General features: G+C 34.2%; 25 protein-coding genes and 2 pseudogenes. 11 read left to right on the forward strand and 16 right to left on the reverse strand.

All coding sequences use genetic code 11. The features are described from left to right. Window positions 1-38: 38 nt before the first annotated feature. The 8 genes from LRP84_RS13020 to LRP84_RS13055 form a co-directional block, all read right to left on the reverse strand. Window positions 39-1,934: an endonuclease MutS2 gene (locus tag LRP84_RS13020; protein ID WP_230575468.1), complete on the reverse strand. Its 1,896-nt coding sequence runs from the start codon at window positions 1,932-1,934 to the stop codon at window positions 39-41. A 515-nt stretch (window positions 1,935-2,449) separates the two neighbouring features. Then, a complete protein-coding gene (locus LRP84_RS13025; protein WP_230575469.1) occupies window positions 2,450-2,962 on the reverse strand; it encodes a 2'-5' RNA ligase family protein in 513 nt (170 codons plus the stop codon). 5 nt (window positions 2,963-2,967) lie between these two features. Beyond that, window positions 2,968-3,681 carry an SAM-dependent methyltransferase gene (locus LRP84_RS13030; protein WP_230575470.1) on the reverse strand — a complete coding sequence of 238 codons (714 nt, stop codon included), beginning with the start codon at window positions 3,679-3,681 and terminating at the stop codon, window positions 2,968-2,970. Window positions 3,682-4,067: 386 nt separating this feature from the next. Beyond that, window positions 4,068-4,457, reverse strand: coding sequence for a tautomerase family protein (locus LRP84_RS13035; protein WP_230575471.1), 390 nt, complete (start codon window positions 4,455-4,457; stop codon window positions 4,068-4,070). A 300-nt stretch (window positions 4,458-4,757) separates the two neighbouring features. After that, complete coding sequence (locus LRP84_RS13040) at window positions 4,758-5,588, reverse strand: DUF3974 domain-containing protein (RefSeq protein ID WP_230575472.1); 831 nt, start codon at window positions 5,586-5,588, stop codon at window positions 4,758-4,760. 23 nt (window positions 5,589-5,611) lie between these two features. Beyond that, on the reverse strand, window positions 5,612-6,718 hold the full coding sequence (locus LRP84_RS13045; RefSeq protein ID WP_230575473.1) for a toxic anion resistance protein: 1,107 nt from the start codon (window positions 6,716-6,718) through the stop codon (window positions 5,612-5,614). Between the two features lie 206 nt (window positions 6,719-6,924). Then, window positions 6,925-7,512, reverse strand: a complete 588-nt coding sequence (locus tag LRP84_RS13050) for an O-methyltransferase (protein ID WP_230575474.1) — start codon at window positions 7,510-7,512, stop codon at window positions 6,925-6,927. Between the two features lie 322 nt (window positions 7,513-7,834). After that, window positions 7,835-8,200: a hypothetical protein gene (locus LRP84_RS13055; protein ID WP_230575475.1), complete on the reverse strand. Its 366-nt coding sequence runs from the start codon at window positions 8,198-8,200 to the stop codon at window positions 7,835-7,837. 137 nt (window positions 8,201-8,337) lie between these two features. Between LRP84_RS13055 and LRP84_RS13060 the strand changes: the two genes are divergently transcribed. Then, a complete protein-coding gene (locus tag LRP84_RS13060) occupies window positions 8,338-9,033 on the forward strand; it encodes a restriction endonuclease (RefSeq protein WP_230575476.1) in 696 nt (231 codons plus the stop codon). A gap of 163 nt (window positions 9,034-9,196) precedes the next feature. Further along, window positions 9,197-9,805: an excalibur calcium-binding domain-containing protein gene (locus LRP84_RS13065; RefSeq protein ID WP_230575477.1), complete on the forward strand. Its 609-nt coding sequence runs from the start codon at window positions 9,197-9,199 to the stop codon at window positions 9,803-9,805. 123 nt (window positions 9,806-9,928) lie between these two features. Here the strand turns inward: LRP84_RS13065 and LRP84_RS13070 are convergent, their stop codons facing one another. Then, window positions 9,929-10,288 (reverse strand): hypothetical protein, encoded by a 360-nt coding sequence (locus LRP84_RS13070; protein WP_230575478.1) that lies wholly within the window; start codon window positions 10,286-10,288, stop codon window positions 9,929-9,931. A 200-nt stretch (window positions 10,289-10,488) separates the two neighbouring features. Between LRP84_RS13070 and LRP84_RS13075 the strand changes: the two genes are divergently transcribed. Beyond that, a complete protein-coding gene (locus LRP84_RS13075) occupies window positions 10,489-10,803 on the forward strand; it encodes a luciferase domain-containing protein (RefSeq protein WP_230575479.1) in 315 nt (104 codons plus the stop codon). Between the two features lie 73 nt (window positions 10,804-10,876). Here the strand turns inward: LRP84_RS13075 and LRP84_RS13080 are convergent, their stop codons facing one another. Then, window positions 10,877-11,350, reverse strand: a complete 474-nt coding sequence (locus LRP84_RS13080; RefSeq protein ID WP_230575480.1) for a GNAT family N-acetyltransferase — start codon at window positions 11,348-11,350, stop codon at window positions 10,877-10,879. Window positions 11,351-11,544: 194 nt separating this feature from the next. Here LRP84_RS13080 and zwf point away from each other — a divergent pair, with 194 nt between their 5' ends. The 6 genes and pseudogenes from zwf (at window position 11,545) to LRP84_RS13110 (ending at window position 17,048) form a co-directional block, all read left to right on the forward strand. Beyond that, window positions 11,545-13,059 (forward strand): glucose-6-phosphate dehydrogenase, encoded by a 1,515-nt coding sequence (gene zwf / locus LRP84_RS13085; protein WP_437438784.1) that lies wholly within the window; start codon window positions 11,545-11,547, stop codon window positions 13,057-13,059. Further along, window positions 13,046-13,229 (forward strand): annotated as a pseudogene (locus LRP84_RS13090) (cyclase family protein); the annotation flags it as partial. The gene zwf and the pseudogene LRP84_RS13090, both read left to right, overlap by 14 nt. Before the next feature lie 188 nt (window positions 13,230-13,417). Beyond that, window positions 13,418-14,170: a class I SAM-dependent methyltransferase gene (locus LRP84_RS13095; RefSeq protein WP_230575481.1), complete on the forward strand. Its 753-nt coding sequence runs from the start codon at window positions 13,418-13,420 to the stop codon at window positions 14,168-14,170. 272 nt (window positions 14,171-14,442) lie between these two features. After that, window positions 14,443-14,646: a cold-shock protein CspD gene (gene cspD, locus LRP84_RS13100; RefSeq protein WP_090911503.1), complete on the forward strand. Its 204-nt coding sequence runs from the start codon at window positions 14,443-14,445 to the stop codon at window positions 14,644-14,646. 87 nt (window positions 14,647-14,733) lie between these two features. Continuing rightward, a complete protein-coding gene (locus LRP84_RS13105) occupies window positions 14,734-14,919 on the forward strand; it encodes a cold-shock protein (RefSeq protein ID WP_098307362.1) in 186 nt (61 codons plus the stop codon). A gap of 428 nt (window positions 14,920-15,347) precedes the next feature. After that, on the forward strand, window positions 15,348-17,048 hold the full coding sequence (locus LRP84_RS13110; RefSeq protein WP_230575482.1) for a pyruvate oxidase: 1,701 nt from the start codon (window positions 15,348-15,350) through the stop codon (window positions 17,046-17,048). 70 nt (window positions 17,049-17,118) lie between these two features. Here the strand turns inward: LRP84_RS13110 and LRP84_RS13115 are convergent. Both LRP84_RS13115 and LRP84_RS13120 read right to left on the reverse strand, forming a co-directional pair. Continuing rightward, a pseudogene (locus LRP84_RS13115) lies at window positions 17,119-17,526 on the reverse strand (NUDIX hydrolase). A gap of 185 nt (window positions 17,527-17,711) precedes the next feature. Further along, a complete protein-coding gene (locus LRP84_RS13120) occupies window positions 17,712-18,344 on the reverse strand; it encodes a YdbC family protein (RefSeq protein ID WP_230575483.1) in 633 nt (210 codons plus the stop codon). Window positions 18,345-18,732: 388 nt separating this feature from the next. Here LRP84_RS13120 and LRP84_RS13125 point away from each other — a divergent pair, with 388 nt between their 5' ends. Beyond that, on the forward strand, window positions 18,733-19,758 hold the full coding sequence (locus LRP84_RS13125; RefSeq protein ID WP_230575484.1) for a serine hydrolase domain-containing protein: 1,026 nt from the start codon (window positions 18,733-18,735) through the stop codon (window positions 19,756-19,758). A 195-nt stretch (window positions 19,759-19,953) separates the two neighbouring features. On the opposite strand, the gene LRP84_RS13130 is transcribed toward LRP84_RS13125, so the two are convergent. Next, window positions 19,954-21,006 carry a metallophosphoesterase gene (locus tag LRP84_RS13130; RefSeq protein WP_230575505.1) on the reverse strand — a complete coding sequence of 351 codons (1,053 nt, stop codon included), beginning with the start codon at window positions 21,004-21,006 and terminating at the stop codon, window positions 19,954-19,956. A gap of 272 nt (window positions 21,007-21,278) precedes the next feature. After that, window positions 21,279-21,815 carry a DinB family protein gene (locus LRP84_RS13135; RefSeq protein WP_230575485.1) on the reverse strand — a complete coding sequence of 179 codons (537 nt, stop codon included), beginning with the start codon at window positions 21,813-21,815 and terminating at the stop codon, window positions 21,279-21,281. 338 nt (window positions 21,816-22,153) lie between these two features. Here LRP84_RS13135 and LRP84_RS13140 point away from each other — a divergent pair, with 338 nt between their 5' ends. Continuing rightward, the gene (locus tag LRP84_RS13140; protein ID WP_230575486.1) at window positions 22,154-22,465 is read left to right on the forward strand and encodes a hypothetical protein; all 312 of its coding nucleotides are present in this window, start codon (window positions 22,154-22,156) and stop codon (window positions 22,463-22,465) included. Between the two features lie 159 nt (window positions 22,466-22,624). Here the strand turns inward: LRP84_RS13140 and LRP84_RS13145 are convergent, their stop codons facing one another. Next, on the reverse strand, window positions 22,625-25,714 hold the full coding sequence (locus LRP84_RS13145) for an AAA family ATPase (protein WP_230575487.1): 3,090 nt from the start codon (window positions 25,712-25,714) through the stop codon (window positions 22,625-22,627). Continuing rightward, window positions 25,711-26,868, reverse strand: coding sequence for an exonuclease SbcCD subunit D (locus LRP84_RS13150; protein WP_230575488.1), 1,158 nt, complete (start codon window positions 26,866-26,868; stop codon window positions 25,711-25,713). The genes LRP84_RS13145 and LRP84_RS13150 overlap by 4 nt, the downstream gene beginning before the upstream one ends. Window positions 26,869-26,962: the final 94 nt, after the last annotated feature.

The raw sequence follows: 26,962 nt of genomic DNA on the forward strand, positions 1-26,962 counted from the left end.
CGAATTATATCTTGAATACTCGTACAGAAATTCTTAGTTTACTTTTTTCTAATTTCTTGTTGTATTTTTCTTAATGCTTTTTTAGAACCTCGTTCTATATCATGTTGTAACTTTCTCTCTTTATAACTTACAAATAACGTATTTAAATCATAGCCTTCTGGATACAACTCTGCTGCTTTCAATTCCAGAATAACGCGCTTACAATTCACTTCAATAAACTCTTCTTTGTATAGTCCTACAATATTATTGAAACTATCTTTTTTCTTGTATACAATGCCGTAATCATTGTGATCTAATAATTTTACTTTGTCTCCAATCTCATACTCATAAATTTCTTTCGTTTTCACCGCATTCACTTCAGGCTTCTTTAATTTATTTTCTCTTACTAGCTCTAAGCTATAATCTTTATTTTCCATGTAACACTGTGCCCGTTGCAAAACATTTTCTCGTAAATTCATCTTCCTCGAAATCCAAAGTGCGTTGCTATCTCCGGACTCTCCAATAATTAACTTATACATAGGCTCTAATGTTTCATTATTGAATTGCATAGCCGCATTCATGAAGTCACTGTGAATTTCTGAGAATCGTTTAATTTCACCATAATGAGTCGTAGCAACTGTTATACACCCCATATGATAAAACTCTTCTAAAATGGCAATCGCAAGTGCAGCACCTTCATTCGGTTCTGTACCACTACCAATTTCATCAAATAACAACAACGTATTATTGTTAGATATCCTCATAATTTCTGAAATATTTTTCATATGTGATGAAAATGTACTTAAAGCATTTTCAATACTTTGATTATCACCTATATCTACAAAAATGTGATCAAAAAGTGCAATTTCCGTCTCTTCATCACCATGAATATGAAACCCTGACATTGCTGCTAAAGTTAATAATCCAATTGTTTTCAAGACAATTGTTTTTCCTCCAGCATTCGGTCCCGTAATGACTAAACTGCGATATTCTTTTCCAATCTCAAAATTTAATGGAACAATCTCACCTTGTAAAAGAGGATGTTTACATTCAACTAGTTTTATATATCCATGACTATTTAATTTCGGTGCTATACCATCAATACTCTTACTAAATTTAGCTTTCGCGAAAATCATATCATATTGACTTATAAGCTCAATATTGATTTTTATATCACTAACATTCTCACGAATCATTCCTGATAAAGTCGCTAATATTTGATACTCCTCTATCACCTCTTCCGCTTTTAAACTCGCCAACTCCCCGCTTAATTTGGAAATAACAGCAGGTTCCATAAATACTGTTGAACCTTTAGAAGAAATCTCTACAATTGTTCCTGCAACTTGATTTTTATAAGAAGCCTTAATAGGAACAGTATATCGATCATCTTTTTTACTAATAAAGAATTCTTGAATATACTCCTTATTTGCACTACTTTTTAAAAATTTATTTAAGCGATCTCCAATCTTTTCTTCTGTTGTTTCAATATGATTTCGAATTCGCTTTAATTCTTTACTTGCAGCAGAATCAACTCGATTCCCTTTAATAGAAAAATGAATCTCTTCCTCAATATTTTTGAACTCTGACATAGAGTATGCGTAAGAACTTAAAACAGGCGCAAAAAATGCTTTACTTAACATGAATCCCTTAATTTTTCTACATCCTCTTAAAAAATCTGATATGCTAACTAATTCTGTTGGTTCCAAAATTATTCCTTTTTCAAGCTTTCCAATGATACCTTCTATATTAGAAATTCCTATCAATGGAACGTGACTCTCTGTATTTAAAATTGATTTTGCTTCAGTCGTTTCATTTAATCGATTCTTCACTACTTTCATATTTGAGCTTGGCTGCAATTTATCTAATAATTGTTTTCCTAATCCACTTACACAATATGACTTTACAATTTCCTTTAATTCGTTATACTGCAATTTTTCAAATGTCATGATATTCATTTCTGTTCTCCTCACTGTGATTTAATAATTGAATCATGTATGAAGATACCTAATAATAAGATTTCAATGAGTTTCTATAAAGTGAAAATAAAAAAAGCTACGGGGATACCGTAGCTTTACATACATTTACAAGACAAGTGTAAAAACAAGTATCTATCATTAAACAAACCTTTTTCAAATAAAGGTCTAGGTCTTTAATAATAAATACCGCTACATGCTTTATAAAGTGTTGTAGGTATCTTCATAGGTAACTTAAATAAATCCATGACCGAATACAGGGTATATATTGATATAAAAAATACCCTTCATCATCAGATTTATTTAATTAAATTTTTGCCTATTTAGATACTACTCCACTCACAAAAAGCACCTCGTCTAATTTATTTTTTTATTCTCATTGAAATCTAAATTATGGAATTATTATACTATATGTACAAAATCAAGTAAAGGTACGTTAAATTACCTATAAAGCAAATTTACTTCGATGAAGATTCTCATTTCGAAAAACAATTTTCTTATTTTGCTGTAAGTTGTACTTCAAACTCTATAATAGATTCCTCGTTTTCACCTATTCTTTCCACTGTAATTTTATCAATAGTGAATCGCATAGTCTCTCGAAGTGGATGAAGATTTTTTATAATACGGAAAGCCTGTTCTTTATCACCTTTCCTTCCTAATGTAACATGAGGAATATAAGGAATTTCTTTGCGAAGAAACGGTTGAAGAAAATCTGTATACAACTTATGATGTAACTCAATTATATTTTCTTTTCCTTCTTCTATGAGTAAAAATAAGTACTCATCCTCATTGGTTACAACTGGATTTAACGTAATATAAAAAGAATTCATGCTGCCTATAATTGTTTCTATATGTTTTTTTAAACACTCATTTGGCACTTCACTCACAAAAGGAAATACTAGCGTAATATGAGGTGAAATCAAACCAAATAAAGGATCATGTTTTCTTCTTATCGCTTCAATTTCTTCTAAATCATTATTACCTAAGAAAAGTAAAATTGTTCTCTCCATCGAAATTACCCTTTCTTTCTAAAAAGAGCCGTCCAAAGAAATGCTTCACCAAACACCTCATTTGGTTGCTTAATTTCATTCATTTTACGCAGTTCAATAACCTCAAAATCTTGAAAAACATCACGCAGTTTTTCTTCTGAATACGCAATTCCTCCCTGTAAGCTCCACCCTCGATATACATCCCAATCTGATATTTCCGAACCATTTTTTTCGTCTGATTCTCCTGCAGCAAAGCATGTTAAACCGAAATACCCGTTTGGCTTTAATGCTTGCTTGACTAACTCCACATAATGTATTCTTCGGTGAGGTGGGATATGATGTAAACAGCCAGAATCATATACAAAGTCATATTGGTTCTCGACTTGTAAATCAAAGATAGACTTACAGATAAAACGCACTGATACGTTTTGCTCAGCCGCTCTTTCTTCTCCCCATTTAATCCCTTCTTCTGATAAATCAACTGCATCTACTTCACAGCCCGTTTTTGCTAAATACAAAGCATTTCGACCAGGACCGCAGCCTAATTCTAGCACTTTTCCTTTCTGAATCACGTTTCTATCAAAATAAGAAACTAAATTTTCATCCGGTACATTAGCAAAGAAAGGTACTTCTTTACCACGATCAGAATAAAAATGATTCCAAAACGACTCAGGTGATCTTAATAGAGAGTCTAACATAGTAATAATATCATCCATAGTATGTAAAGTTTCATTTCTCATAATCGAATTTCACCTCTTATAAATTATGCTTATAAGATAATTATACCAAATCCCATTCAAATTTAACGTCTATTCAGAATTATCCTGAGTAATTTGGAACTACTATTAATTAAACAAATTTATATTTTATTAACTTTTAATAGTCGAGATTTTGGGGCATAAAAACACCCCTTTAGAAAATCAAATCTAAAGGGGTAAAGCATTGCAAATTTGTCTCACTATTCGTGGGCAGTAAAACTCCCACCTCAAGATTATAAAAAAAATCCTACTGATGAAAGTTTCACTTTATTTCTAAACAGCTTAACTCTGTTTTAAATCTACATCAAATCAAGATTTCTTTAAGTTATCACTGCTTGATTAATAAATAAGTTGCCTTAGTATCGAAATTAAACATCCAGCTTAAAGGTAACACCTATTTGAGAAGCTTGCTGCCCTCCTTTAAATCCCCAATTATCAAGAGATGGTTCGTGTAGCGTTATAATTATGGCATTCTTGTTGATTTTCAATATATTTGATACTTGTTCTGTTATTTCTTTTAGCAATTTAGCTTTTGTTTCTTTCTTGCGTCCAGGCAAGATTAGAAGCTCAATAAAGACCTTTTCTTCTTCCCATCCATCGGGCATAAACCAGTCACTTTCATCTATTTCAAAAAACTTTACAGGTCCATCATTAGCAGGCACTTTAAAAACATCCTTAAGTATCTCTCTTACAGTAAAAGCAATCAATTTTTTATCTATTCCATTTCTTTTTTTTAAATAAATTTTTACTAATGGCATAAAGACACTCCCTACATTTCCTTTATTGTGTAGCATGTGTATAAATAATTCGTTTGTAGTAACAAAATATCCTTTCTATGTTTTTCCTTAATCTTGTTTTCTCATCTTTGTATACTTTATTCATATGAAGTTAACATACCATTATCGGTAGCAAGCAAACTGTAAACCCTCTTCCCGTATTTTGGTTTGTTTACTTTCTTTTTTTTAAATTGTAATTATTATTACGATACGTGAAATTACCAACTATTATCTCCATCCAAAATTAAACAAGCGAGCATTGATATATCAATGCTCGCTTGTTTAATTCTTAAATTTCTCTTTCGCTGCACGCATCTTCACTTGTAAATCATAATCAACAGCGTTACGAATATTACGTTCTACTGCTTCCATTTCTTTTTGGAATCCTTTTAGATAAACAGTAAGCTCTTCTTCTTTCTCCGAACGCTGTGCTGGTGGAATTTGTGCAATGAGTGACAACATATCTACTAAGTCTTTCATTAAGAAAGTCTCAAGTTTATGCTGCTGTTCAAACATACGATTTTCTTGATAATACGGAATGGCATGTAAAACGGAGATTGTCACATCATCAATGCTTCTTTGCAATGATGGATTCACTGAACGTTTATACATTTCAATGTCTTTTAATGCGTCCGGATAACGATCATAGAAGTATAGCTTGTAAAATGAGAAATCTTTCGGCTTCGATGATTGCTGTGATTCTTGTTTCAAGAATTCTTTTACTTTCATCGTTGCCATTTCCATATCTTCACTTGTAATTTGCTTTGTTGTTTTTACAACATAATGTAGTTTTTTCTGTTTTTCCCTCGGCAACATTGAAAAAACCTGTTCCTTTGTGCGCTGATTAGCTGTGCAAAAAAGAACTGTAAATGCTTTTTGACTACTGCTTCCTTCTGTGCGAATCCAGCGGTAAAACAATGGATGTTGTGTAAATTCTTGTAAGAATGGTATTGTGCTGTGTGATAAGCGCTCCATTGAATCTGCCGCTCGTTTATACGGTTTTGTCCATGATATATAAAACTTTCGTCCAAAATAAGCAAGTAAAATTACTGCAGTAAGTCCTAACAAAAGAACAATACCTATCAGCATCAAGATAAATTGAAAGAAATTCATGTTTTCACCTCCTCTATTGCAGCTTATTTAGTTGGACGCTGAATGAGCTTCTTTTTCATTTCATCGTTGAACGAATCTAGTTCTTTTACAAACATTTTACTTGATTCGATAATTCGCTCTGTTGATTTTTCAGACGCTTCAATCGCTGCAAAGACGTTTTGGAACGATTCACGAAGTTTCTCCATGCCGATTGCTGGATTTTCTAATAATTTTGTCGTTTCTTCTGTATTTTGTTTCAACGCTTGTGAGTTACTTAATATCATAGATTCAATTGCTTCGTTTGTTGCATTCACTGCGTCAATTGTTTTCCTTTGATTCGTTAATGCCAATTGAATAGCTGCAGATACAGTTACAACGTTTTGTGTCATTGTAATTGCATTTCGAATCGCTTCTGTTAATTTTTCATTGTTTTTCTTAATAATATCAACAGAGGCAATGGATTGCAGTAAGACACTCTTCGCTTGCTGCATGTTACGCGTACGTACAAGAATTTTTTCTAGCGCATCATTAATTAATGGAATATCTTTTTGCCGCTCTGGATTTTGTTTCTCTACTTCCAACATATCCGCAAGTTTCTTACCTAAATATACTTGTTTATCAAGCGCATGAATCTTTTGCTGAGACTGTTCTTTTAACATTTCTAAACCAACGCTGTCTTCTTGTAAATTATCACGACCAACTAATAATGACTTAATAATCTCTTCGATTTGCTTATCAATGGATTGGTATTTATGAACATACGTTTCCATCGGATTTTTCTTAAATACTTTAAACATAATTCGTTTCATACCAGTTGCTTGTAATGAGTTCGGATCTAATTCTGAAACAACTTTACGTAAATCAAGCAATGTTTTAGGAATATCCTCATTTTTTCCATTCATCATTGCCGTTACTGGACGTTTTAATGCCGTTAATGTTTGTCCTGCATCGCGTTGTTCTTTATCTCCTAAATCAGCCAGTTGTGACAATACTTTTGAAAGATCTGCATTATGCTCACTATTTAACTTTTGTACATACAAATCTGCCTCTTTATTTAGTTCAACTAATTCATCCTCTTTAATTACTGTATCCACAACTACTTCCATATTGTCCTCTACTGATAAAGTTTCCTTCTTTTGCAATTCCGTCAACAAAATCGCTCCTTTATATGCATACACTTATAATTATGGTTAGGTTACCATATCTCTAAACAGTTTATATTGCATTCATTCCCTGTTTTATATTATAAGTATACCTATTGTATTTTTGATTGTCCTCAGACTTAAGGCTGAGAAACATCCATTCTTTAGTCGGATTCTTTAGTTTAGGGGCTAACACTTCCTCTTAAATGTTCTATTCAGCTATTTTTCCGCATTACATAGGCACCCATCTTAAAAGGCAATAACACTGTTTCAAAGCTTTCCTCTTCTTCGACTAACTCAAAAAACTTCTGTAATTCTTCCACATGCGAAGTCGCATTGTCAATGACGATAACTCCTTTAGGTGTTAAAATACGTTTTAAATCTTCCCACCACCACATATACTGCGTTCGTTCTGCATCTAAAAAAATAAAATCGTATGACTTGTCTAGCTGTTCTGATAAAAATGCACCAGCTTCTTGATTATGGGTATGAATATAGTTTGTGAGGTTTGCTTTTTGGAAGTTTTCAATTGCTTGTGCAACTCGTTTCGATGAGAGTTCAACTGTTGTAACAGTTCCTCTTGTTTCCTCTGCAGAATTGGCAAGCCATAACGTAGAAAATCCATTCGAAGTTCCAATTTCTAGAATATGTTTTGCTTCACACATTTTCACCAAAATAGATAAAAACTGCCCCATTTCTTTAGAAACGTTACGCAGCTTTTCTTCCCTCGTTTCTTTTGTGTGGTCATGTTCTAATCCGAATGTTTCAAGGTTTTGCAGTAACTTTTCTACTTCTATTCTCATGCATAATCCCCCTTATTTACGCTGCATATGGATGATACTGAAAATGATATGTAGGTCTACTTACAATTATATGCCATTAGAAAGGCTTTTTCCTGTATGGAGGCGAACTATTATTTTATTAAATACAAAATAGACAAAGGGTGATCCAATTTCAGTATATTATTGTGCTTGTTGTAAGTATTAAAGGATTTCATCTTTTTACAAATGACATATCAGCGACATTTTATAACTTTTTGTATAGGTGTTAGCAAGTTCGTTTGTAAACTTGTTAGCACTTTTTTATATTTCTTGAATTAAATAGATCTTCGCAAATACATCATACTTATTTTGAACCACCCGAATGACCTTGGTCAATACCATCTTCAAAACCATTACCGTAATCTTGCGTACCATTCCATTCCCATTCATATTCCTGGCAATTAGAAGCATATTTATATGCCGTTTCATACCCTTTTTGATAACCACTATCATATTCAGCTTGCGGATCATATTCTGGCTCATTATTATCACTTGCATTGTCATTTCCTCCGTTGTGGATATGGTACTGTCCGTTTTTTAAATCCCAATTCTCACAATTTGTCCAACAATAGTGGCCACGACTACTATCAGTTCGTCCTAGGTGCGCTAATGTAATTTGCGGAATCAAGAAAAAATAAAAGAAAAATATGTATACAATGTTTTTTAGCAAACTATCCCCCTCATTTCTATAATTTATAACAATGAAATATTCAACAAAATATATGTATGTCCTTGATAACAAAAACATCTATTGGAAGAATTACTAATTACACTCTTGGTTACACTTCATAATGAGGTGAAGTGTACGTGGCTAGACGGAAAACCTATAAAAATAAAGCTGCAGCAAATGTTATAGCAGTATTTTGGTTCATCATCGCTGGAATCTTTTTATATGGACTGTATTTATTTGCGGGCTTTCTCGATTATTTAATCGATGAAATACGAAATAAAAACATCTTTATTATCTCTTCACTGATGACAAGTTCGATTATAGGTTTATGGCTCTTTTTCAGATCTGTAATACAGTATTTCGAACGGCAATCTGCATTGATTGAAGAAGCTGAAGAGAGATTGAAACTAGAAGAAATACGAAGAATAGAAAGAGAACGTAAATTACGTACGTTGGAAGGTCTTCGTGACATGGATCCATTTGATTTTGAGGAACTTGTGGCAGACATTTTCCGAAAACGTGGATATAAAGCTCAAGTTACAAGTCGAAGTAATGATGGTGGTAAGGACATTATTTTACGTAGAAATGGCCAGGTGGCTTTCGTTGAATGCAAGAGATATAATGCGAAGAAAAAAGTTGGTAGACCAGACATGCAAAAATTTCATAGCGCTCTAGTAGACGCAAATGCCAATAAAGGTTATTTCGTCACGTCTAATGAATTTGCAAGCACTGCACAGGAATATGCAAAAGGTAAAGGGATACAACTAATCGATGGAATAAAACTTTTAGAAATGATGGAGAAAAATTCGAAATATGTATTATCAAAAAAATAACCCAGCTCACAAAAGAGCTGGGTTTCTAGCATTTCAAGGTAATATTTATATGAAATATTTTACTTTATAACCATAAAAATCAAAAATCATGTAAAATTACCCTCCCCCTTCTGATATACTTAACATTGTAATATATACATATTTTCCGAGGGGGAAACAAGTAATGCAGAGTAAGTTTTGGACTATTTTCTTTTTAATCATCTTCTTTCCAATTGGTTTATTTTTAATGTGGAAGCATAAACATTTCACAAAAACAGTACGTGTTATCATTACATTATTTTTCCTAATTTTTATTCTATTCACATCGTGTAGTAATAACACAAGTAGTGCCCAGAAAGCTAAATTAGAAAAGAAAGAACAACAATTAAATAAGAAAGAGAAAGACTTAGACAAACTTGAGAAAAAATTGAAAGAAAAAGAAATGGAACTAGATGAAAAATCTAAAGAATGCCAAAAGGTTGATGAAGAAAAGAAAAAACTAGAAGAGCAAAAGAAACTAGAAGAAGAGAAACGTAAACAAGAGGAAGAACAACACAAGCAAGAAGAAGCGAGAAAACAAGAGGAATTGAAAAAACAACAAGAACAACAAACTCAATCTGAGCAGCAACAAACTGCACAGCAACAATCAAACAACGATTTACCTCAAGAGAAGTATAATTTTAAAAGTTGTAAAGAAGCAAAAGCGGCTGGCTTCTCTAACATTAAAAAAGGGGAACCGGCGTACTCATCTAAACTGGATCGTGATGGCGATGGATTAGCTTGTGATAAATAATTAATTGTAGAGCCGACTCGCAAGAGCCGGCTCCTATTATTACTTCTCAAATCTCACATATTCACCTGATACCCATTGATCGCCTCCAACGTTGTACCACCCATTAGAAACAAGTATCCGACATCAATCTCTCATACGTTTCCTAATATCTGCTGCCACCTTAGTCGGATTATCAATCTCAAACATAACATACTTGTATTTTTCGTGCCCTTCTAATTCAATCATTACGAGAGAAACTCTGTTTTCATAAGAAAGAAAGTACCACTCATCGGCGTATTTAAAGCTTCCTTCAAAGATATTAAGGGCAGAAATAGATGTTCCAGGCATCCGAAGCATCCATTGCGGGGCATCAAAATAATCAACATATACACTTTTAATCGTGTGAAATGGAATTTTTAATTTTAGTTTCAATGCAAAAAAACCAGTTACTCCATTCAACTTCAAAACTACACCTTCGTCATCAAAGAGCACTTCTCTCCCCATGTTCTCCCTCCTAATTTTTTATACCGTATTTACCACCTAAATTATACCATGTCTATTTCAAGATTGTTCAAAGATACTGTCAGAATCCATATACCTATAAACCATTTTCGTATATACATTCGTACTTTTGAACGATATAAACAGCAAAGAAAAAACATATTATACTATTAAAATCTATGATTTATAAGGAGTGATCCATTATGTCACTTAGCAATATGTTAAAAAAAGAGATTCTTAGCTGGGAAGGTGTGACTGAAAAGGCGCATCGATACGGTGGGGTTGAATTTAATTATAAAAATAAAGAATTAGGTCATGTTCACGGAGACACATTAGCTGATTTGCCATTTCCAAAATCAATAAGAGATGAGATATTAAAACAAGAATTAGCTCAACCACATCATATTTTACCTAATTCTGGTTGGATTAGTTATCACATAAAAAGTGAAGATGACCTTCCTTTGCTCATTCATCTTTTTCGTTTACAATACGATAGATTCGTAAAAAAAATTAGATAACAACCAAATGTAAAAATATAAAAGGTATATTAGCTCCAACTAATATACCTTTTATACTAAATCCATATATCATCTATTCTTCCCTGCTAATTATGAGGCGGAATACATCTTCTTCTTGATCAAATTTCCCTGCTTCAACAAAACCAAAACTTTTATATAATTGACGAGCAGCATGGTTTTCTTTATGAGCTGTTAAGCGAATTTCTTTGCACTGCGGATATTGATTTATAATCCAATTCACCATTTTATATAGAGCCGCTCTACCGTACCCTTTACCTTGATGCTTTTCATCAATGATGAATCCGTTAATCCAATACATATCATCAGTATTTTCTACATAAGCATGCATCACAAAACCAATCATACCATGCGCTTCTTCATAAATTGCAAAGGGAAGATAATTCACATTATCACCATCTGGTTTAATATATACTTTAGCAAGTGATACCGCTACAGTGGGAACGAACTGATTTTGAACATCTTTAACTTTTAATCTTAGGGCCTCTTGCCAATTCTCTCTTGTCACTGCTTCCAATTGCACTTTCATCTTATTCCTCCATCTTTAATTTAGTTCTACATTTCTCTACTTCTTAAAGTTCTCCTTCTTTTTTTTAAAAATGTGCTATGTATACTCTATTTCATCACTCAGTAAGCAAATTATTCAACATTATCTTTACATGTATTACCAAATAAACCACATACTAAGTGTAAATTTATTTAGAATAAAGTGAGGCCCATTACATGATGAAAACTCCTAAAGCTATTATTGTTATTTTTGGCGCAACAGGTGATTTAGCCAAGCGTAAATTGTTTCCTTCTATTTATAGATTGTATCGTAACGGAAAAATTTCTGAAGATTTCGCCGTTGTTGGTGTTGCAAGAAGACCTTGGTCTAATGAAACATTTCGTGAAAATGTCAAACAATCTGTTAACCACTTTCCAGATGATGATGGAAATCAGGAGACATTTGCTTCCCATTTCTATTACCATCCTTTTGATGTAACAAACGTATCTTCTTATCAAGAGCTTAAAAGTTTATTAAGCACTCTTGATAACAATTATAATACGAATGGAAACCGCATTTTTTATTTAGCGATGGCACCTGATTTTTTTGGTACAATTGCCACAAATTTAAAGTCAGAAGGATTAACTTCTACGGAAGGATGGATTCGTTTAGTTATTGAAAAGCCGTTTGGCCATGACTACGAATCAGCCGAAGAGCTAAACAACCAGCTTCGCCAAGCGTTTACAGAAGAACAAATTTATCGAATTGACCATTACTTAGGAAAAGAAATGGTTCAAAATATTAAAGTAATTCGTTTTGCTAACGCTATTTTCGAACCACTTTGGAACAATCAATATATTGCTAACGTTCAAATTACTTCAAGTGAAACATTAGGAGTTGAGGATCGCGGACGTTATTACGAGTCCTCAGGTGCTCTCCGTGATATGGTTCAAAATCATATGTTACAAATGGTTGCTCTCCTTGCAATGGAACCGCCCATTAAATTAACAGCAGATGAGATTCGAAGCGAGAAAATAAAAATTTTTCGTGCTTTAAGATCACTTACTGAAGAACAAGTCGAACAATATTTTGTTCGTGGACAGTACGGGTCCGGCATCGTAAACGAAGAAAAGGTGATTAGCTACAAAGAAGAAAACGCGGTAGATCCCACATCGAATACAGAGACATTTGTCTCTGGTAAGCTTATGATTGACAACTTTAGATGGGCAGGGATTCCTTTTTATATTCGAACAGGTAAACGTATGCAAGAGAAATCGACTGAAATTGTCATACAATTTAAAGACTTGCCAATGAACTTGTATTTTAATAAAGAAAAAAAGACTCATCCTAACTTACTAATTATTCATATTCAACCCGATGAAGGAATTACACTGCATTTAAATGCCCAAAAAACAAATAGCAGTGTTACATCAACACCAATTAGATTAAGTTATTGTAATAACTGTGCAGATAAAATGAACACACCCGAGGCATATGAGGTTCTCCTATATGATTGCATGCGTGGTGACTCAACCAATTTTGCGCATTGGGAGGAAGTGGCCCTTTCCTGGAAATTTGTTGATGTTATCTCAAATGTTTGGACAAACAAAAAAGCTGAAAACTTCCCTAACTATGAGTCTGGATCAATGGGTCCTAAAGAATCTGATGCTTTATTAGAAAAAGATGATTTTCATTGGTGGCCAACTATAACAACTCGTTTTAAAGAAGAGAACGACAATGAAAATATATGATATAACAGCACCTGTTTTTGAAGGAATAACTGTTTACAAAAATAAGCTTGAAAAACAACCAAAATTTTCGAAAGTAACAAACGCTCCGTATAGAGTTAGATGTTCATAGCGGTACACATATTGACGTACCTCTACATATGATCAATGAAGGAAAAACACTTGAAACAATTTCATTTTTCTGATTTTTTCATTTACTAATTGACGTTAAAATCTTACAATAACCCTTAAGATATTCCATTTAGAAAGGAAATGTACATATATGTATCACTATGTAATAGACATATAGTAACTTCATTTCATGTCGTGGACCTCCTCTTATATATTACAGCTATAAATATATAACTCAGGAGGAATTACTATGAAGGACACTTTTTACCATTTCATTAAACAGGCGGATAAGCCTTTTCATGGGTGGAACTTCTCGTTTTTAGCAGATACCGGAAGGCTAAGCACAGAACCTCTACCATGGAGTTATGCAGCAAATGTATTACACTATATACAAAAAGTAGATAGCATGCTAGATATGGGGACTGGTGGCGGTGAGTTTTTATCTTTGTTAACCCCGCTTCCTGATAGAACTGCAGCAACAGAAGGCTATCCGCCAAATGTAGCTTTAGCAAAAGCAAAATTAGAACCTTTAGGTGTCTCTGTTTATCCCGTCGAGGATGATACATGTTTGCCTTTCGCAAACAATCAATTTGATTTAATTATTAATAAACATGAATCATATTGCGAATTAGAAATAAAACGAATTTTAAAACCAAACGGAATTTTTATTACACAGCAAGTTGGCGGATTAGATAATTTAGAATTAAATCACCTGCTTCATGCATATAATGAAAATGAATATAGTTATTGGAACATGCAGTACGCCTCTTCACAACTAAAACAAGCTGGCTTTCAAATTCTTAAGCAACAAGAAGCATTCCCGTATCAACGCTTTTACGACATCGGAAGCATTGTGTATTATTTAAAAGCAGTTCCATGGCAAATCCCTGATTTTTCAGTATCCAAATATGAAGATCGCTTACTTTGCACTTATAACTCCATTCAACAAAATGGGTATATTGAAGTAAAAGCACATCGATTCTATATCGTAGCTTCCTTATAATGCCTCACCTCTCCAAGCAAGTTAATCCTGCATGGAGAGGCCATTTGTTAAAATAGCCAAAAATGTTACCATCACTTGCAATATTTCTCATTTCGTTGTAAAATGAAACCGTAGAGTACAATATGCAGACAAATCCACTTCACATATTATCAAGCATCAATAGGGATGATATGCGTTCCTTATGGGTTTTTGATAATATGTGAATTTTTATTTTCTTAGAAATAAGACGGATCATATTATATTTATTTTTTTATTTTTAGGAGGCATTTACCATGACATTAACAGGTAAAGTAAAATGGTTTAACAGCGAAAAAGGTTTCGGATTCATCGAAGTTGCAGACGGAAACGACGTATTCGTTCACTTCTCAGCTATCACTGGCGACGGCTTCAAAACTCTTGACGAAGGTCAAGAAGTTAGCTTCGAAGTTGAAGAAGGTAACCGCGGACCTCAAGCTAAAAACGTTGTAAAGCTATAATTTAGACAATAAAAAGGTTGTTAACACGAACGGTTAACAACCTTTTTACTTATACAAACAAATATTTCACATAAAAGGAGTGATCTCATGTATCGTAACAAAAAGAATGACGTTGCAGAAGTACCACCAGAAGAAATCCCAGTTTGGGAATGTGAGTCAGAAGAGTGCTTAGGATGGATGCGAAAGAACTTCGCATTTGAAGAACATCCGAAATGTCCTTTATGTGGAAGTGAAATGAAAAGCGGAGAACGTTTATTGCCTCGATTAGGATAAACCATAGGTTGCCCCTTGCAAGATGTTCTCTGCAAGGCTTTTTCTTTCATCTCTCCTAAATGATAATTCAAATGATTTCCAAGCGATACATAATTGCCAACAGCTATTGAACTCTCTTCCTCCCTTATTATCACCAGCATAAAATACATCATATTACTAACTATATGAATCATTAAGTATTTTCTATTTTCCCTTATACTTCATTACAACAAAAAGTAAAGTAGTAAATAAACTACTTTGCTTTTTTGTTATGCTTACTCCTTTATGTAACTCTTTTCCTACACAGTACTTCCATTCCCCTTCTATATCGTATCATTGTGGATTATCGTACTTGAAAAAGCTCCCTTTTCCATAGCTTTTATTTATTTGTATATTTTACCTATTTTATCAAAAAATAAGTTTAGCTTAATAATAAAGGAGTGAGTACGTTGTTTCGAAAAACAGCCGGTGAAGTACTAGTCGATTTACTAATCGAATGGGGCGTTGATCACGTATATGGCATGCCTGGTGATTCCATTAATTCTATTATCGAACCTCTTCGTAAAGCACAAGATAAAATTAAATTCATTCAAGTTCGTCACGAAGAAGCAGGTGCTTTAGCTGCTGCTTCTTATGCAAAATTAACTGGAAAACTCGGCGTATGTATGGCAATCGCAGGGCCAGGTGCAATTCATTTACTAAATGGATTGTATGATGCCAAATTAGATCAAGCACCCGTCCTCGCTATTACCGGTCAGATTGAGTCTGATTTAATTGGAACTGGTTTTTTCCAAGAAGTAAATTTAGAAAGAATGTTTGATGATGTCGCAGTTTATAACCAGCGAATCATGTCAGCTGAGCAGCTGCCAGCTGTTGTAAATCAAGCAATTCGCATGGCTTATACAAAAAAAGGGGTGTCAGTTCTTACAATTCCAGATGACATTCAAAAATTTGAGGTAGATGCAAAAGCACGGATTACAACCTCTTCTTTTACGATGCCGGAGTTATTTCCGCAAAAACATGATTTAGAAAAAGCAACGGCTGCATTAAATGAAGCAGAAAAGCCTGTTATTCTAGCAGGAAAAGGGGCAAAAGATGCAAGGGAATCTTTGCTTGCTTTTGCAGAACATATTGGAGCTCCTATTGTGTTAACACTTCCAGCTAAGGGGATTATTCCAGATGAGCATCCACTTTGTATTGGTGGTTTAGGTTTAATCGGAACAAAACCTTCATATGAAGCGATGAAGAATGCCGATACACTCATTATGGTCGGTACTTCTTACCCATTCACAGGATTTTTACCAGACAAAGCAAAAACAATTCATATCGACACAGATCCAGCACAAATCGGAAAGCGTTATCCAACCGATATTGGTCTTGCTGGTAATGCTGATAAAACCTTAAAATGGCTCACACAAAATATTGAAAAGCATACTGATCACTCTTTCTTAGAACATCATCAAGAACTGATGAAGAAATGGGAAGAAAGACTGCACAATCAAGAAAACGACACTTCTATTCCAATTAAACCACAAAGAGTAATGCATGCTGTACAGCAAGTTGCACACGATGATGCTATTTTATCAGTAGATGTAGGCAATGTAACAGTTTGGACAGCGCGCCATTTCCGTATGACAAATCAGCGCTTTATTTTATCAAGCTGGTTAGCAACACTTGGCTGTGGTCTTCCCGGCGCAATCGCTGGGCAGATTGCATATCCAAATAAACAAGTTTTCGCAATTTGCGGAGATGGTGGATTTGGTATGACGATGAACGATTTTGTAACAGCTGTGAAATATAACCTCCCAATCATTGTAGTTGTATTAAACAACCATAAAATCGCTATGATTAAATTTGAACAAGAAGTAATGGGAAATATTGAGTTTGGTACAGAACTTACAAATCCAAACTTCGCAAAATATGCTGAAGCATGCGGTGGAATCGGTTACCGCGTGGAAAAACTTGAGGAATTAATGCCTGCTTTTGAAAAAGCTGTAAAGCAAAATAAACCATGTATTATTGATGTTATCGTTGATGTCAATGAAGCCCCTATGCCGGCAAAAATTACATTCGCACAGGCAGCTGGCTATACAAAGCACATGCTGAAAGAGTTATTTGAAGAAGGAAAAATTGATTTACCTCCTTTATAAAAATACAAATATAAAACAGCGGTTTTTTTTCAATAACCGCTGTTTTATCGGTATCTATCCTGTTATTTCATTAAAAAGCCACCAAAAATGGTTGTTTCTTTTCATCTAAACAATATAAAATACGCTCTTTGAAATTTGTCCATGTTACCATTTGTAATACTTCTTCAATAGGAAAATACCCTACATCTAAGCTTTCACTACTTGTTGCAAATTGTCCACCGACTGGCTTTCCTAAGAACAAATGGTTACAGATACATTGTGAAACATTTTGATACACTCCGCAATATTTTATAATCTCAATATCGATTCCAGTCTATTCTTTCGCTTCTCTAATAGCACCTACTGGAATTGCTTCTCCTTCTTCTACTTGACCACCAGGGATCTCCCAGCCTCGCATTGGACTTTTTAAAAGTAAAATTTCATTTTGATCATTTAATACGACCGTTGCAGCCGTTACAATATGCTTTGGATAAGGCACACATACCCCTCCTTTGTATAAAGTGAGACTTCCATCAGTGGGGGTTTTTTTCATCCCCCACTGATGGTTAGTTGAACCAATCGGGCTTTTACGGGCAGTTATCCCCCACCTATCTTCCTCGCTTCTTTCTGAAGCTTGAGGTGGGGAGCTTACTGCCCGTTAATGCGGGATAAAGTAATGGATTTCTATACACAATGAATAGGTAAGACAGACCAAGAACTGACAAGTGTAATTTGTTCCCCCTCTATACGTAACACTTGTTCAGATGGGTTTGCTATATGGTGTAATTGAGGGAATACTTCTTTCACATACTGTTGGTGGGCTGCTGAATCTTTCCATAAAGACAAAACAATATACCGATTCGAAGAAAGAGATCTTCCAACAACTCCTCCCATCATTCCTTCTGTTCTTGCCATACCTGGATTCCAAACGGTTTCTTGCATATGTAAAAATTGTTTTTCGTTACCTTGCTCCACATCACATATTGCTACTCGTAAGAAGGAACTATGCTCCAGTGCTTCTACAAATGAAGTATCCGTTATGTCAAATAAAGATTGATATAGCTCTGTTTCACATGATGTATACGTGCTTTTTTGATTGCTGCTATGAAAAATCGTATCATGTGTTTCATTCATAAAACTTTGATACATTTTCATATTTTCCCAGCAACCAACTATATAAGCTTCTGATTCATTCCATCCCCCGATTTGTCCGTGAAACCCTTCTAATTCCTTCAACTCGCCCCATTGTTCTTGAGCAGCTGAAAATGCTTCCTTTCTCTCTTCATCAATTTGACAAATAATCGACTTAATGAGCATACATGTATCCCCCTTATTTTCTATAAAAACCTTAATGTGGTTTAGCTTTTTCTAACCACATCACTAAAATCTTATAATTTTATTTTAAAGAAATTAAATAGAAATATCAAAATTATAAGAAAAATAACATTACAAAAAGTAATTACTATTGATTTGAAATAAAGTCGCGACATTTATAAAAAAGTTGCGATGTTTTGAATGAAGTTAAACCGTTTGTAAAAAAGTTTAATCAAAATCCTGTCCTGAAAAGCTGGACTTTATTCTCTCCTCGTATTAATGAGTAAAAGGAAATTCGTATTGAAATGGGGAATAATACATTACTATCTATTAATGAGGGAGAAAAGACAAAACGAATAACATTAATTTAATAGAATGAAGGGGGATTATTTTGAGCAATCGAGTTTTGGACCTTACTAAAGCAATTCATAACATAATAGATGAACAATTTTCTGGAGCTATTTACATCAAGGATAACGATGAAATCTTATTTGAATCAGCATTTGGTTATGCGAACAGGGCTGATAAAAAATTGAATACTGTTGATACACGTTTTGGAATTGCATCTGGCTGTAAGTTGTTTACAGCTGTTGCTATTTGCCAACTCATTAAAAAAGGTTTACTATCATTTGACACTCGTCTTGAAGATTGTTTGAATATAAAATTTCCGCATTTTAACAAAGACATAACAATTCATCACCTTTTGACTCACACTTCTGGAATACCGGACTATTTTGATGAACAAGTAATGGATAACTTTGAAGACCTTTGGAAACAAACACCTATGTATCTTTTGAGTGACGTAAAAGATTTTCTTCCTTTATTTCAAAAGGAGAATATGATGTTCCAACCTGGAGATAAATTCCACTACAATAATGCCGGTTTCATTGTTTTAGGTTTAATCGTAGAACAACAATCAGGACTTTCTTTTACCAACTATATTGAATCAAATCTCTTCCAACAATGTGGAATGAATGATTCAGGATATTTTCCTTTAGATCAACTCCCTAAAAACACTGCCTATGGGTACATAGATAATAAAGATGGAACATGGAGAACGAATATCTACTCTATTCCGATAAAAGGTGGCGCTGATGGGGGTGCTTTTATCACACCATCAGATATGATCAAATTTTGGGAAGCATTGTTTAATCATCAGCTTTTGAGTAAAGAATGTACAGAAATACTTTTGAATTCACAAATCCATGTTAAAGATGGGGTAGATTATGGATATGGACTTTGGATCACTAAAAGTGAAGAATCTATAATTAAGTATCATGTAATGGGATATGACCCTGGTGTAAGCTTCCATTCTGCTTTTTATCCTAAGTCAGGAATCAAGATAGCAATACTTTCAAATAAAAGTTCAGGATCCTTTGAAATAATGAAGAGGATTGAAGAAATTTTTGAGATATAATTAAATTTTTTTATAAAATAATTATTCAATTGAATATATTAAAAATGTGTTTTGATTAATCTTTTTTCAAAACATGCTTTTTCTTTTTGTTCGTTTATCAAGGCAATTAGTATCAATTTGAACAAACTTTATTCTAAAGCAACAAATACTTCCTAATAGAAAAAACAAGGGTCAAAATTCCCTTGTTTTTTCTACTTAATCAAATGTAAGTTCTATTTGAATAATCTCTGATCGACTCCCAAGTCTTAAAGCTGGTCCCCAAAATCCAAATCCTGAGGAAACAATCGCATGAAATAAATCTTTCTGTACATATCCCCAATCTAATTCATACATTCTTCTTGTAATGATATGATTCGGTGCCATTTGTCCTCTATGCGTATGTCCAGACAATAATAAATCAACACCTGATTCTTCAGCTTGCTTTAATTCAAATGGCTGATGATCCATTGCAATGATAGGAAAACTCTTATCTACAGTACTCATTAACTCCTCGAAACTTTTACGATTTCGGTCCGTCTTATCTCTTCTTCCTACAATATAAAAACAATCTTCAATTTTTACAACTTCATCTAATAATATATTTACATCAATTTTATTCATTTCTTGCAGAAATTCCGGAATAGCCCCCCCGTAATATTCATGATTTCCTAGCACCCCATAGATGCCAAGCGGAGCATGCATTTGTTTCATCACTTGTCCCATATTCTTTTTTATAAAATATTCTGGATGATCGTCAATAATATCTCCTGGCAAAAGTATGATATCCGGTTTCATATCATTTACATGATCAACCAATCTTTGAAGGTGCGACAAGCCAGACAGTTTACCAAAATGCATATCAGAAGCCATCGCAATTCGAAGTGTCTTACGATTACTCACTTTTTTAGGTACGTCAATCTCGTATTTTCGAACGACTGGACTATACGCATTAAATGTTCCATAGACAAAAATAAGAACAAAAATAATAAGAACGGTTATTCCAGTCCAAAAAATAGATTGTTCTTTCGGAAACGATAACAAATTTAAAATGAATACTGTTACATCCGCTATTGGTAATAGAATGACTGCATATTGTATGACCGCAAACCAATAAGAACCAATTGTTCTAAGAGGTGAATCAAATTTAATCAATCGATCTAGAATATACGCGTATGAAAATAATCCAACTACAATCGCATAATATCCCCAAGATTGAACGCCAAAAGTCGTACGAATCCAAACCCAGCCATTCCATCCAATATAAATCATTAACAGCGTATATAGCATAAATAAAATAAAAATATTAAATACATTTCTCGTTTTCAAAGTATCCCCCTCTTCTATATGTTTCATTATAACCATCCATTTACGAATATTTACGTACTATACATTAATGAATTAACAGTTATATCTAATAAGAATTTTATTTTGACATAAAAACTTTTATAATTCCACTAATACGCAGCAAAATAAAAAAGAGACTGATTCATAATTTTTTACGAATCAATCTCTTTTTTTATTTTCATTTACAATTTCATATTTCAGCTGGATGGATAAGCATCCGAACTCAAATAACGTTCTTTTATAATTTGGCGATGATGAAGCTCATGACCAGCAATAATACTTGCCAATGCACGAACCGTTACTTCAGAATTATTTGCCACTCCTCTTTGTAACCAAGCTTCTTCATCTAAACTTTTAAGCAAATGCACAGTAGATTGACGAACAACTGTTAAATTCTCGAGAAGATCTTGCATGGATTGCTTATCAAATGCAGCTCTAAGAACATACATATCATCGTTATATCCAGGAAGTTCCGCTGTCTCGCCTCTCGCTATAGAAAGCAATCGATATCCCATAATACGTTCAGTATCCGCAATATGACCGATTACTTCTTTTATACTCCATTTATTAGGAGCGTATCGAAAATGTCCTTCACTATCAGAAATATCCTTCAATAAAAGGTTCGTTTCCTTCATTTGCTCTTTTAAAATATGTATGATATCTCCCTCTGGCAATAAGTTTATGTATGTTGAATAATACGGATTATATTCAGTTGCTTCCGGTCTCTTTTGCATCTTGATCATCCTTTTTATTATTTTTAGAAAATAAAGTGGAACTTTCCTTAATGAAACAAGTTAGAAAAATTTATTATTATCTCCTTATAATTGTAATTCCCTTCCCCTCATCATTTACAGCCATTATAAATTCACACAATATTCTATCCCCTTTACTATTTTAGTAGATTCTGCCATGATTTTCATCTCTAATAAAATATAAAATGGTATAATTTTCATTTAAAGCTGAGTCAGAGTTAACACTACATAAATAAGAACTGGCTTTAAAGAAGATTGACATTCCTGATTTTATTCCTTTTATTGGTGAATATGACATTGAAATACGAGGCGAATTTGGATTGGGGACATTCGGTTACAAATTACGTGCAGGTCAAGAAACTGGTGCGTATGTTGGCGCTGGAAAAGTTGATGGTGGAATATTTACTAAATTTACTAAACCAGGGGGAATAATAAACATGTTTAAACAAGCAAGATTTATTAAAATTTTTGGGTTTTCAGCTTTACTTATCTTTAGCCTTTTTGCTCCTTTTGGATTTTGGAAAAAGTTTACTCTTATTGCTTTTGTACTTATACTAGCCTCCTTATCTTTTGGTACTACAAACTTACTAGAATGTATAACTAATAAATTTAAAAAGAATAGAGATAACTAGATTGTAGAAGAATTGCATAAAGGTAATACGACTGAAAGTAAATTAGTGCTATTTGAAACATTGTTAGAAATGTAAATAAACATAAAACCTCTGTCAAATTAAAAACAGAGGTTTTATTATATAATTGTTACAGATTAACTCCAATCGAACCATATTTATCTATTTCACAACAAATCGAGTCTTACTACATCCATCTTTCTGCTTCATTACTTCAAGCACTGCTGGCATAGCGTTTTTCAATTCTTGTACGTGTGAGATTACACCAATAAAGCGACCTGATTTTTGGAGATCAATTAAAGCATCTACTGCTTTTGTTAACGATTCTTCGTCTAATGAACCGAAGCCTTCGTCAATGAACATCGTTTCAATCGAAATACCGCCTTCATATGATTGAATGATATCAGCCATACCAAGCGCTAAGCATAGAGATGCGTTAAATTTTTCACCGCCGGACAATGTTTTCACATCACGTGTTTGCCCCGTATAGGCATCATACACATCTAATCCTAAACCACTTTGACGATTTCGTTTTTCCACGCGTTCACTTCGTTTTAAATAAAACTGTCCGTTTGATAGTTTACGAAGTCGTTCATTGGCTACTTGAACAATTTGCTCCAAATATTCTATTAAAATGTAACGCTCAAACGAAATGCGACTTTCATTATCACCTTTCATAACTTCATATAAATCAACAAGTTCTTGGAATGCCGCTTCTTCTTCATGAATTTGTTCATCAATGCGGCGAATATTTTCATGCAAATCGGAAATATATTCATTGGCACTTTTTGTACGCTGACGCTGTTCTTTTATGATATCAAGTTGAATTTCTAGTTCTTTCAACTGTTCTTCTAGTTGCGTTAACTCTGTCCATTCTTTTCCTTGTAGCTGCTCTGTTAATTCTTCAATTTGTTTTGTTAATACTTCAAGCATAGAATAATACGCTTGAATGTGTTGTTGTAAGTCTTTTCGCTCTGCGTCTGATAATTTAGCCTCTGTGTATGCTTGTTGACTCGCAAAACCACTTGCTTCAAGTTCTGCCATAAAACGTGCATACTTTTCTTCTTTGTTCTCATTTCCTTGTGTATATTGTTGCTGCGCTGCTTTATATGCTTCTTCAACACGAATTTTTTCACTGGTGCAACGCTGAAATTCCTCTTGTGCTCTTTGCCATGATTCTTGCAGACGACGAAGTAAAGAAGCTTTTGCTTCATACGCTTGTTGCCACGCTTCTAATGTTTGCATCTCTGCTGGTATTTTTTCTTTGTCATTTTCATACGATGTTCGCAGTTGGATCGATTCCATTTCAGAGCGATGCAATTTTTCTTCTATATCACGTTTAGTTGCTTGCAACATATCTAATTCTTCTTCTAGCTTTTGAAGCTGCGATGATAATTGTTTACGTTTTTCTTCACTTTCTTTTAATTCATTTACTTCTGCAGCTAGCTGTTTTCCTTGTTGGATTAACGTTTGATATGCATCTGCTAACTCTGATACAGCGTACCCACGAGCCTGTACTTCTTTACATAATTCTTCATATTGACCTTTATAAAAATTACATTTTTCTTCTATTTGAACGTGTTGCTTTTCAGCTTGTACTTTTTGTTCACGAAGAATATTTAACTGTTCTTCATTAATAGACACTTCTTGTTCAGTTGCTTTGTTTGGGTGAGAGGTACTACCACAAACCGGGCAAGGGTTACCATCATGTAAATGCATCGCTAACTGACCAGCTTGTTCGCTTAACCATGATTTCTCTAACGTTTCATACGCTTGTTGAGCCGCACTCATACGTTCTAACGCACCTTTTCTTTCCCTCTCATACTTTTGCACTTCTTGCCACACTTGATATGCATCTTTTAATACTTTTGCATCTTCACGCATACGACTTAACTGTTCTACTTTTGCTCGGTATTGCTCAAGTGCTTGTTCAATCTGTTTTAGCTTAGCGGAAAGCTGTTGCTTTTGTGTACTGCTGAATTCTTGCTGTTTCTCTAATTTACTTACCTCAAGCTTAAACTGCTCCATTTGTTTTTCTGATGCCGCTAATATTATTTTTTTATCAGCAAATGTGGCGATAACCTCTTTTAACTCTTCTAACATTTGTACGTTTCGCTTCGTTTCTTCACGAACTGTTTCATTGTTTTTTTCTTGTTCGTACTGCTGCTCCGCACGCTCATAAGCTAATACAAATTGTTCTTGTTTGACAGCGATTTGTTTCATATACTTCTCGGCTTGCTGAGCACTTTGAACCGCTTCATCATACCACTGTTCAAAAGGTAATAACCGGCTTGCTTGCTCTGCTCGTTTAAATTGTTGTTCTTTCACTTCAATAGAAGAACGTTCCTGTTGCAATGAGTCATAACGATTTTGTTTTGTTTGCAAATCTTGCAATCTATCATTTAAAGCTTTCGCTTCATGATACCCTGTTTCCGCTTCTTTTAATTGCTTTAGCTGTATTGATTCTTGTTTTTCTAATTGCTTTTCTTGTTTTTCATAAAAAGCGATTTCTTGTTGAAGCGCTTCTACTACTTGATGTGTATTTACATGTTCTTGATTTGCTAATATTTCAAGCAGTGCACCGTCCCGCACCGGAAGCTTGAAAACGTTACGAAAGTACAATTCTCGTTCTTTTTGCTTTTCTTGCAGAACATCTTTCCATTCTTTACGCTTTTGATCTAATAACTCTCGCATTAATTTATATCGATCCGTTTTAAAAATGCGGCGTAAAATTTCTTCTTTATTTTCTGTTTCAGATGTTAATAGTTTACGGAATTCACCTTGTGGAAGCATTACAATTTGACTAAATTGATGCTTACTAAGACCAATTAAATCTTCCACTTTTTTGTTTACATCCGTCACGTGGAAGCGATCTACACAAGGAATTTGTTCGTCATTAACGACTTCATAAAATTCAATCGCATGACCTGTAATCGTTTTGTTGCCTTGTTTTTTATGACCAAGTTGCCGCTTTATACAATAGGTTTTTGCTTTTAATTGAAATAATAATTCAACGCTTGTATACACGTTATCATCAGCAAATTGACTACGAAGCATACTCGTATCATTGCGTTCTTCTCCACTCGCTTCTCCATACAGCGCATAACAAATCGCATCAAAAATCGTTGTTTTTCCTGCACCTGTATTTCCAGAAATCGCAAAGATTCGATGTTCACCTAATTCTTCAAAATCAATTGTTTCCTGCTGCTTATATGGACCAAACGCTGTCATAATAAGTTTGATAGGTCTCATGCTCTCTCCCCCTCTCGCTCATGAACTGTCTTTAATACTTCTAAGAAGAGACGCTCTTTTTCTTCCGATAGCTCAGTCCCTTTCATTTCTTTATAAAAAGCTTTCACAAGGGAAAGATCATCCATTTTATGACGTGAAGTGACTGTAGTATTTTCATTCACCAACTCTTTTCTTTGCATAACACGCTCTACATGCATCGCATTTGGATAAACAGAACGAATCTTTTCCATTGGCTGCAATACAGGATTTTCATCTAATAATTTCACAAATACGTAGTCTTCACAAACAGGATGTTGCAACAATTCATCAATTTTTGCTTCAACCGTTCTCATTTTACGTTGCGGTGTTAATAACCGTTTCTCAATTGTTATTTCTCCTGTTTCATTTAATTCAACAATGTAATATCCTTTTTTGTGATGCTCTTCCGAAATCGAATACGCGAGCGGCGAACCCGCATAACGAATTGTTTCATTACGTACGTAATGCGCTTGGTGTAAATGACCAAGCGCTGTATAATGGAAGGCATCAAAATAATGACTGTTTACATATTCTGCTCCGCCAATTGATAATGGCCTCTCAGCATCACTTGTATTTTCTTCCGCTTCCCCAGACGCTGTTACGAAAGCATGTCCGATAAAAACATGACGCGCCTCTTTATCCATACTTTCCGATAACTCATTCATAAAAATACGCATCGCATCATCATGGCTACGAATATCATCATTTTTCATCACATGACGAACAATGCTCGGATCAACATACGGAACTAAATGAAAGTGTACTTTTCCGTATTCATCATTCATTACAACGGGCTCATATGGATATTGAAATTGTCCAATAATATGCAGCCCTTGCTTCTTCATTAAGCCGCTCCCAAAATGAATACGGTCAGGACTATCATGATTCCCAGCTATCGCAAGTACTGGCGTTTGTAATTCAATCACAATTTTTTGTAATACTTCATTTAATAAATCTACCGCTTCTGTTGGCGGAATTGCGCGGTCGTATAAATCTCCTGCAATAATCACGGCATCTGGTTTTTCCTCTTCAACAGCTTGTACGAATTGCTCTAAGACATAACGCTGATCTTCTGTCATATAAACACCGTGAACAAGCTTTCCTAAATGCCAATCGGCTGTATGAAAAAATTTCATCTTTCCCTTCCTTTCTTTTTATCCCGCACTAACGGGCAGTAAGACCTCCACCTCAAGATTCAGAGAAAGCGAAGAAGTTAGGTGGAGGATAACT

The sequence above is a fragment of the Bacillus rhizoplanae genome, from assembly GCF_917563915.1.
Lineage (GTDB): Bacteria > Bacillota > Bacilli > Bacillales > Bacillaceae_G > Bacillus_A > Bacillus_A rhizoplanae.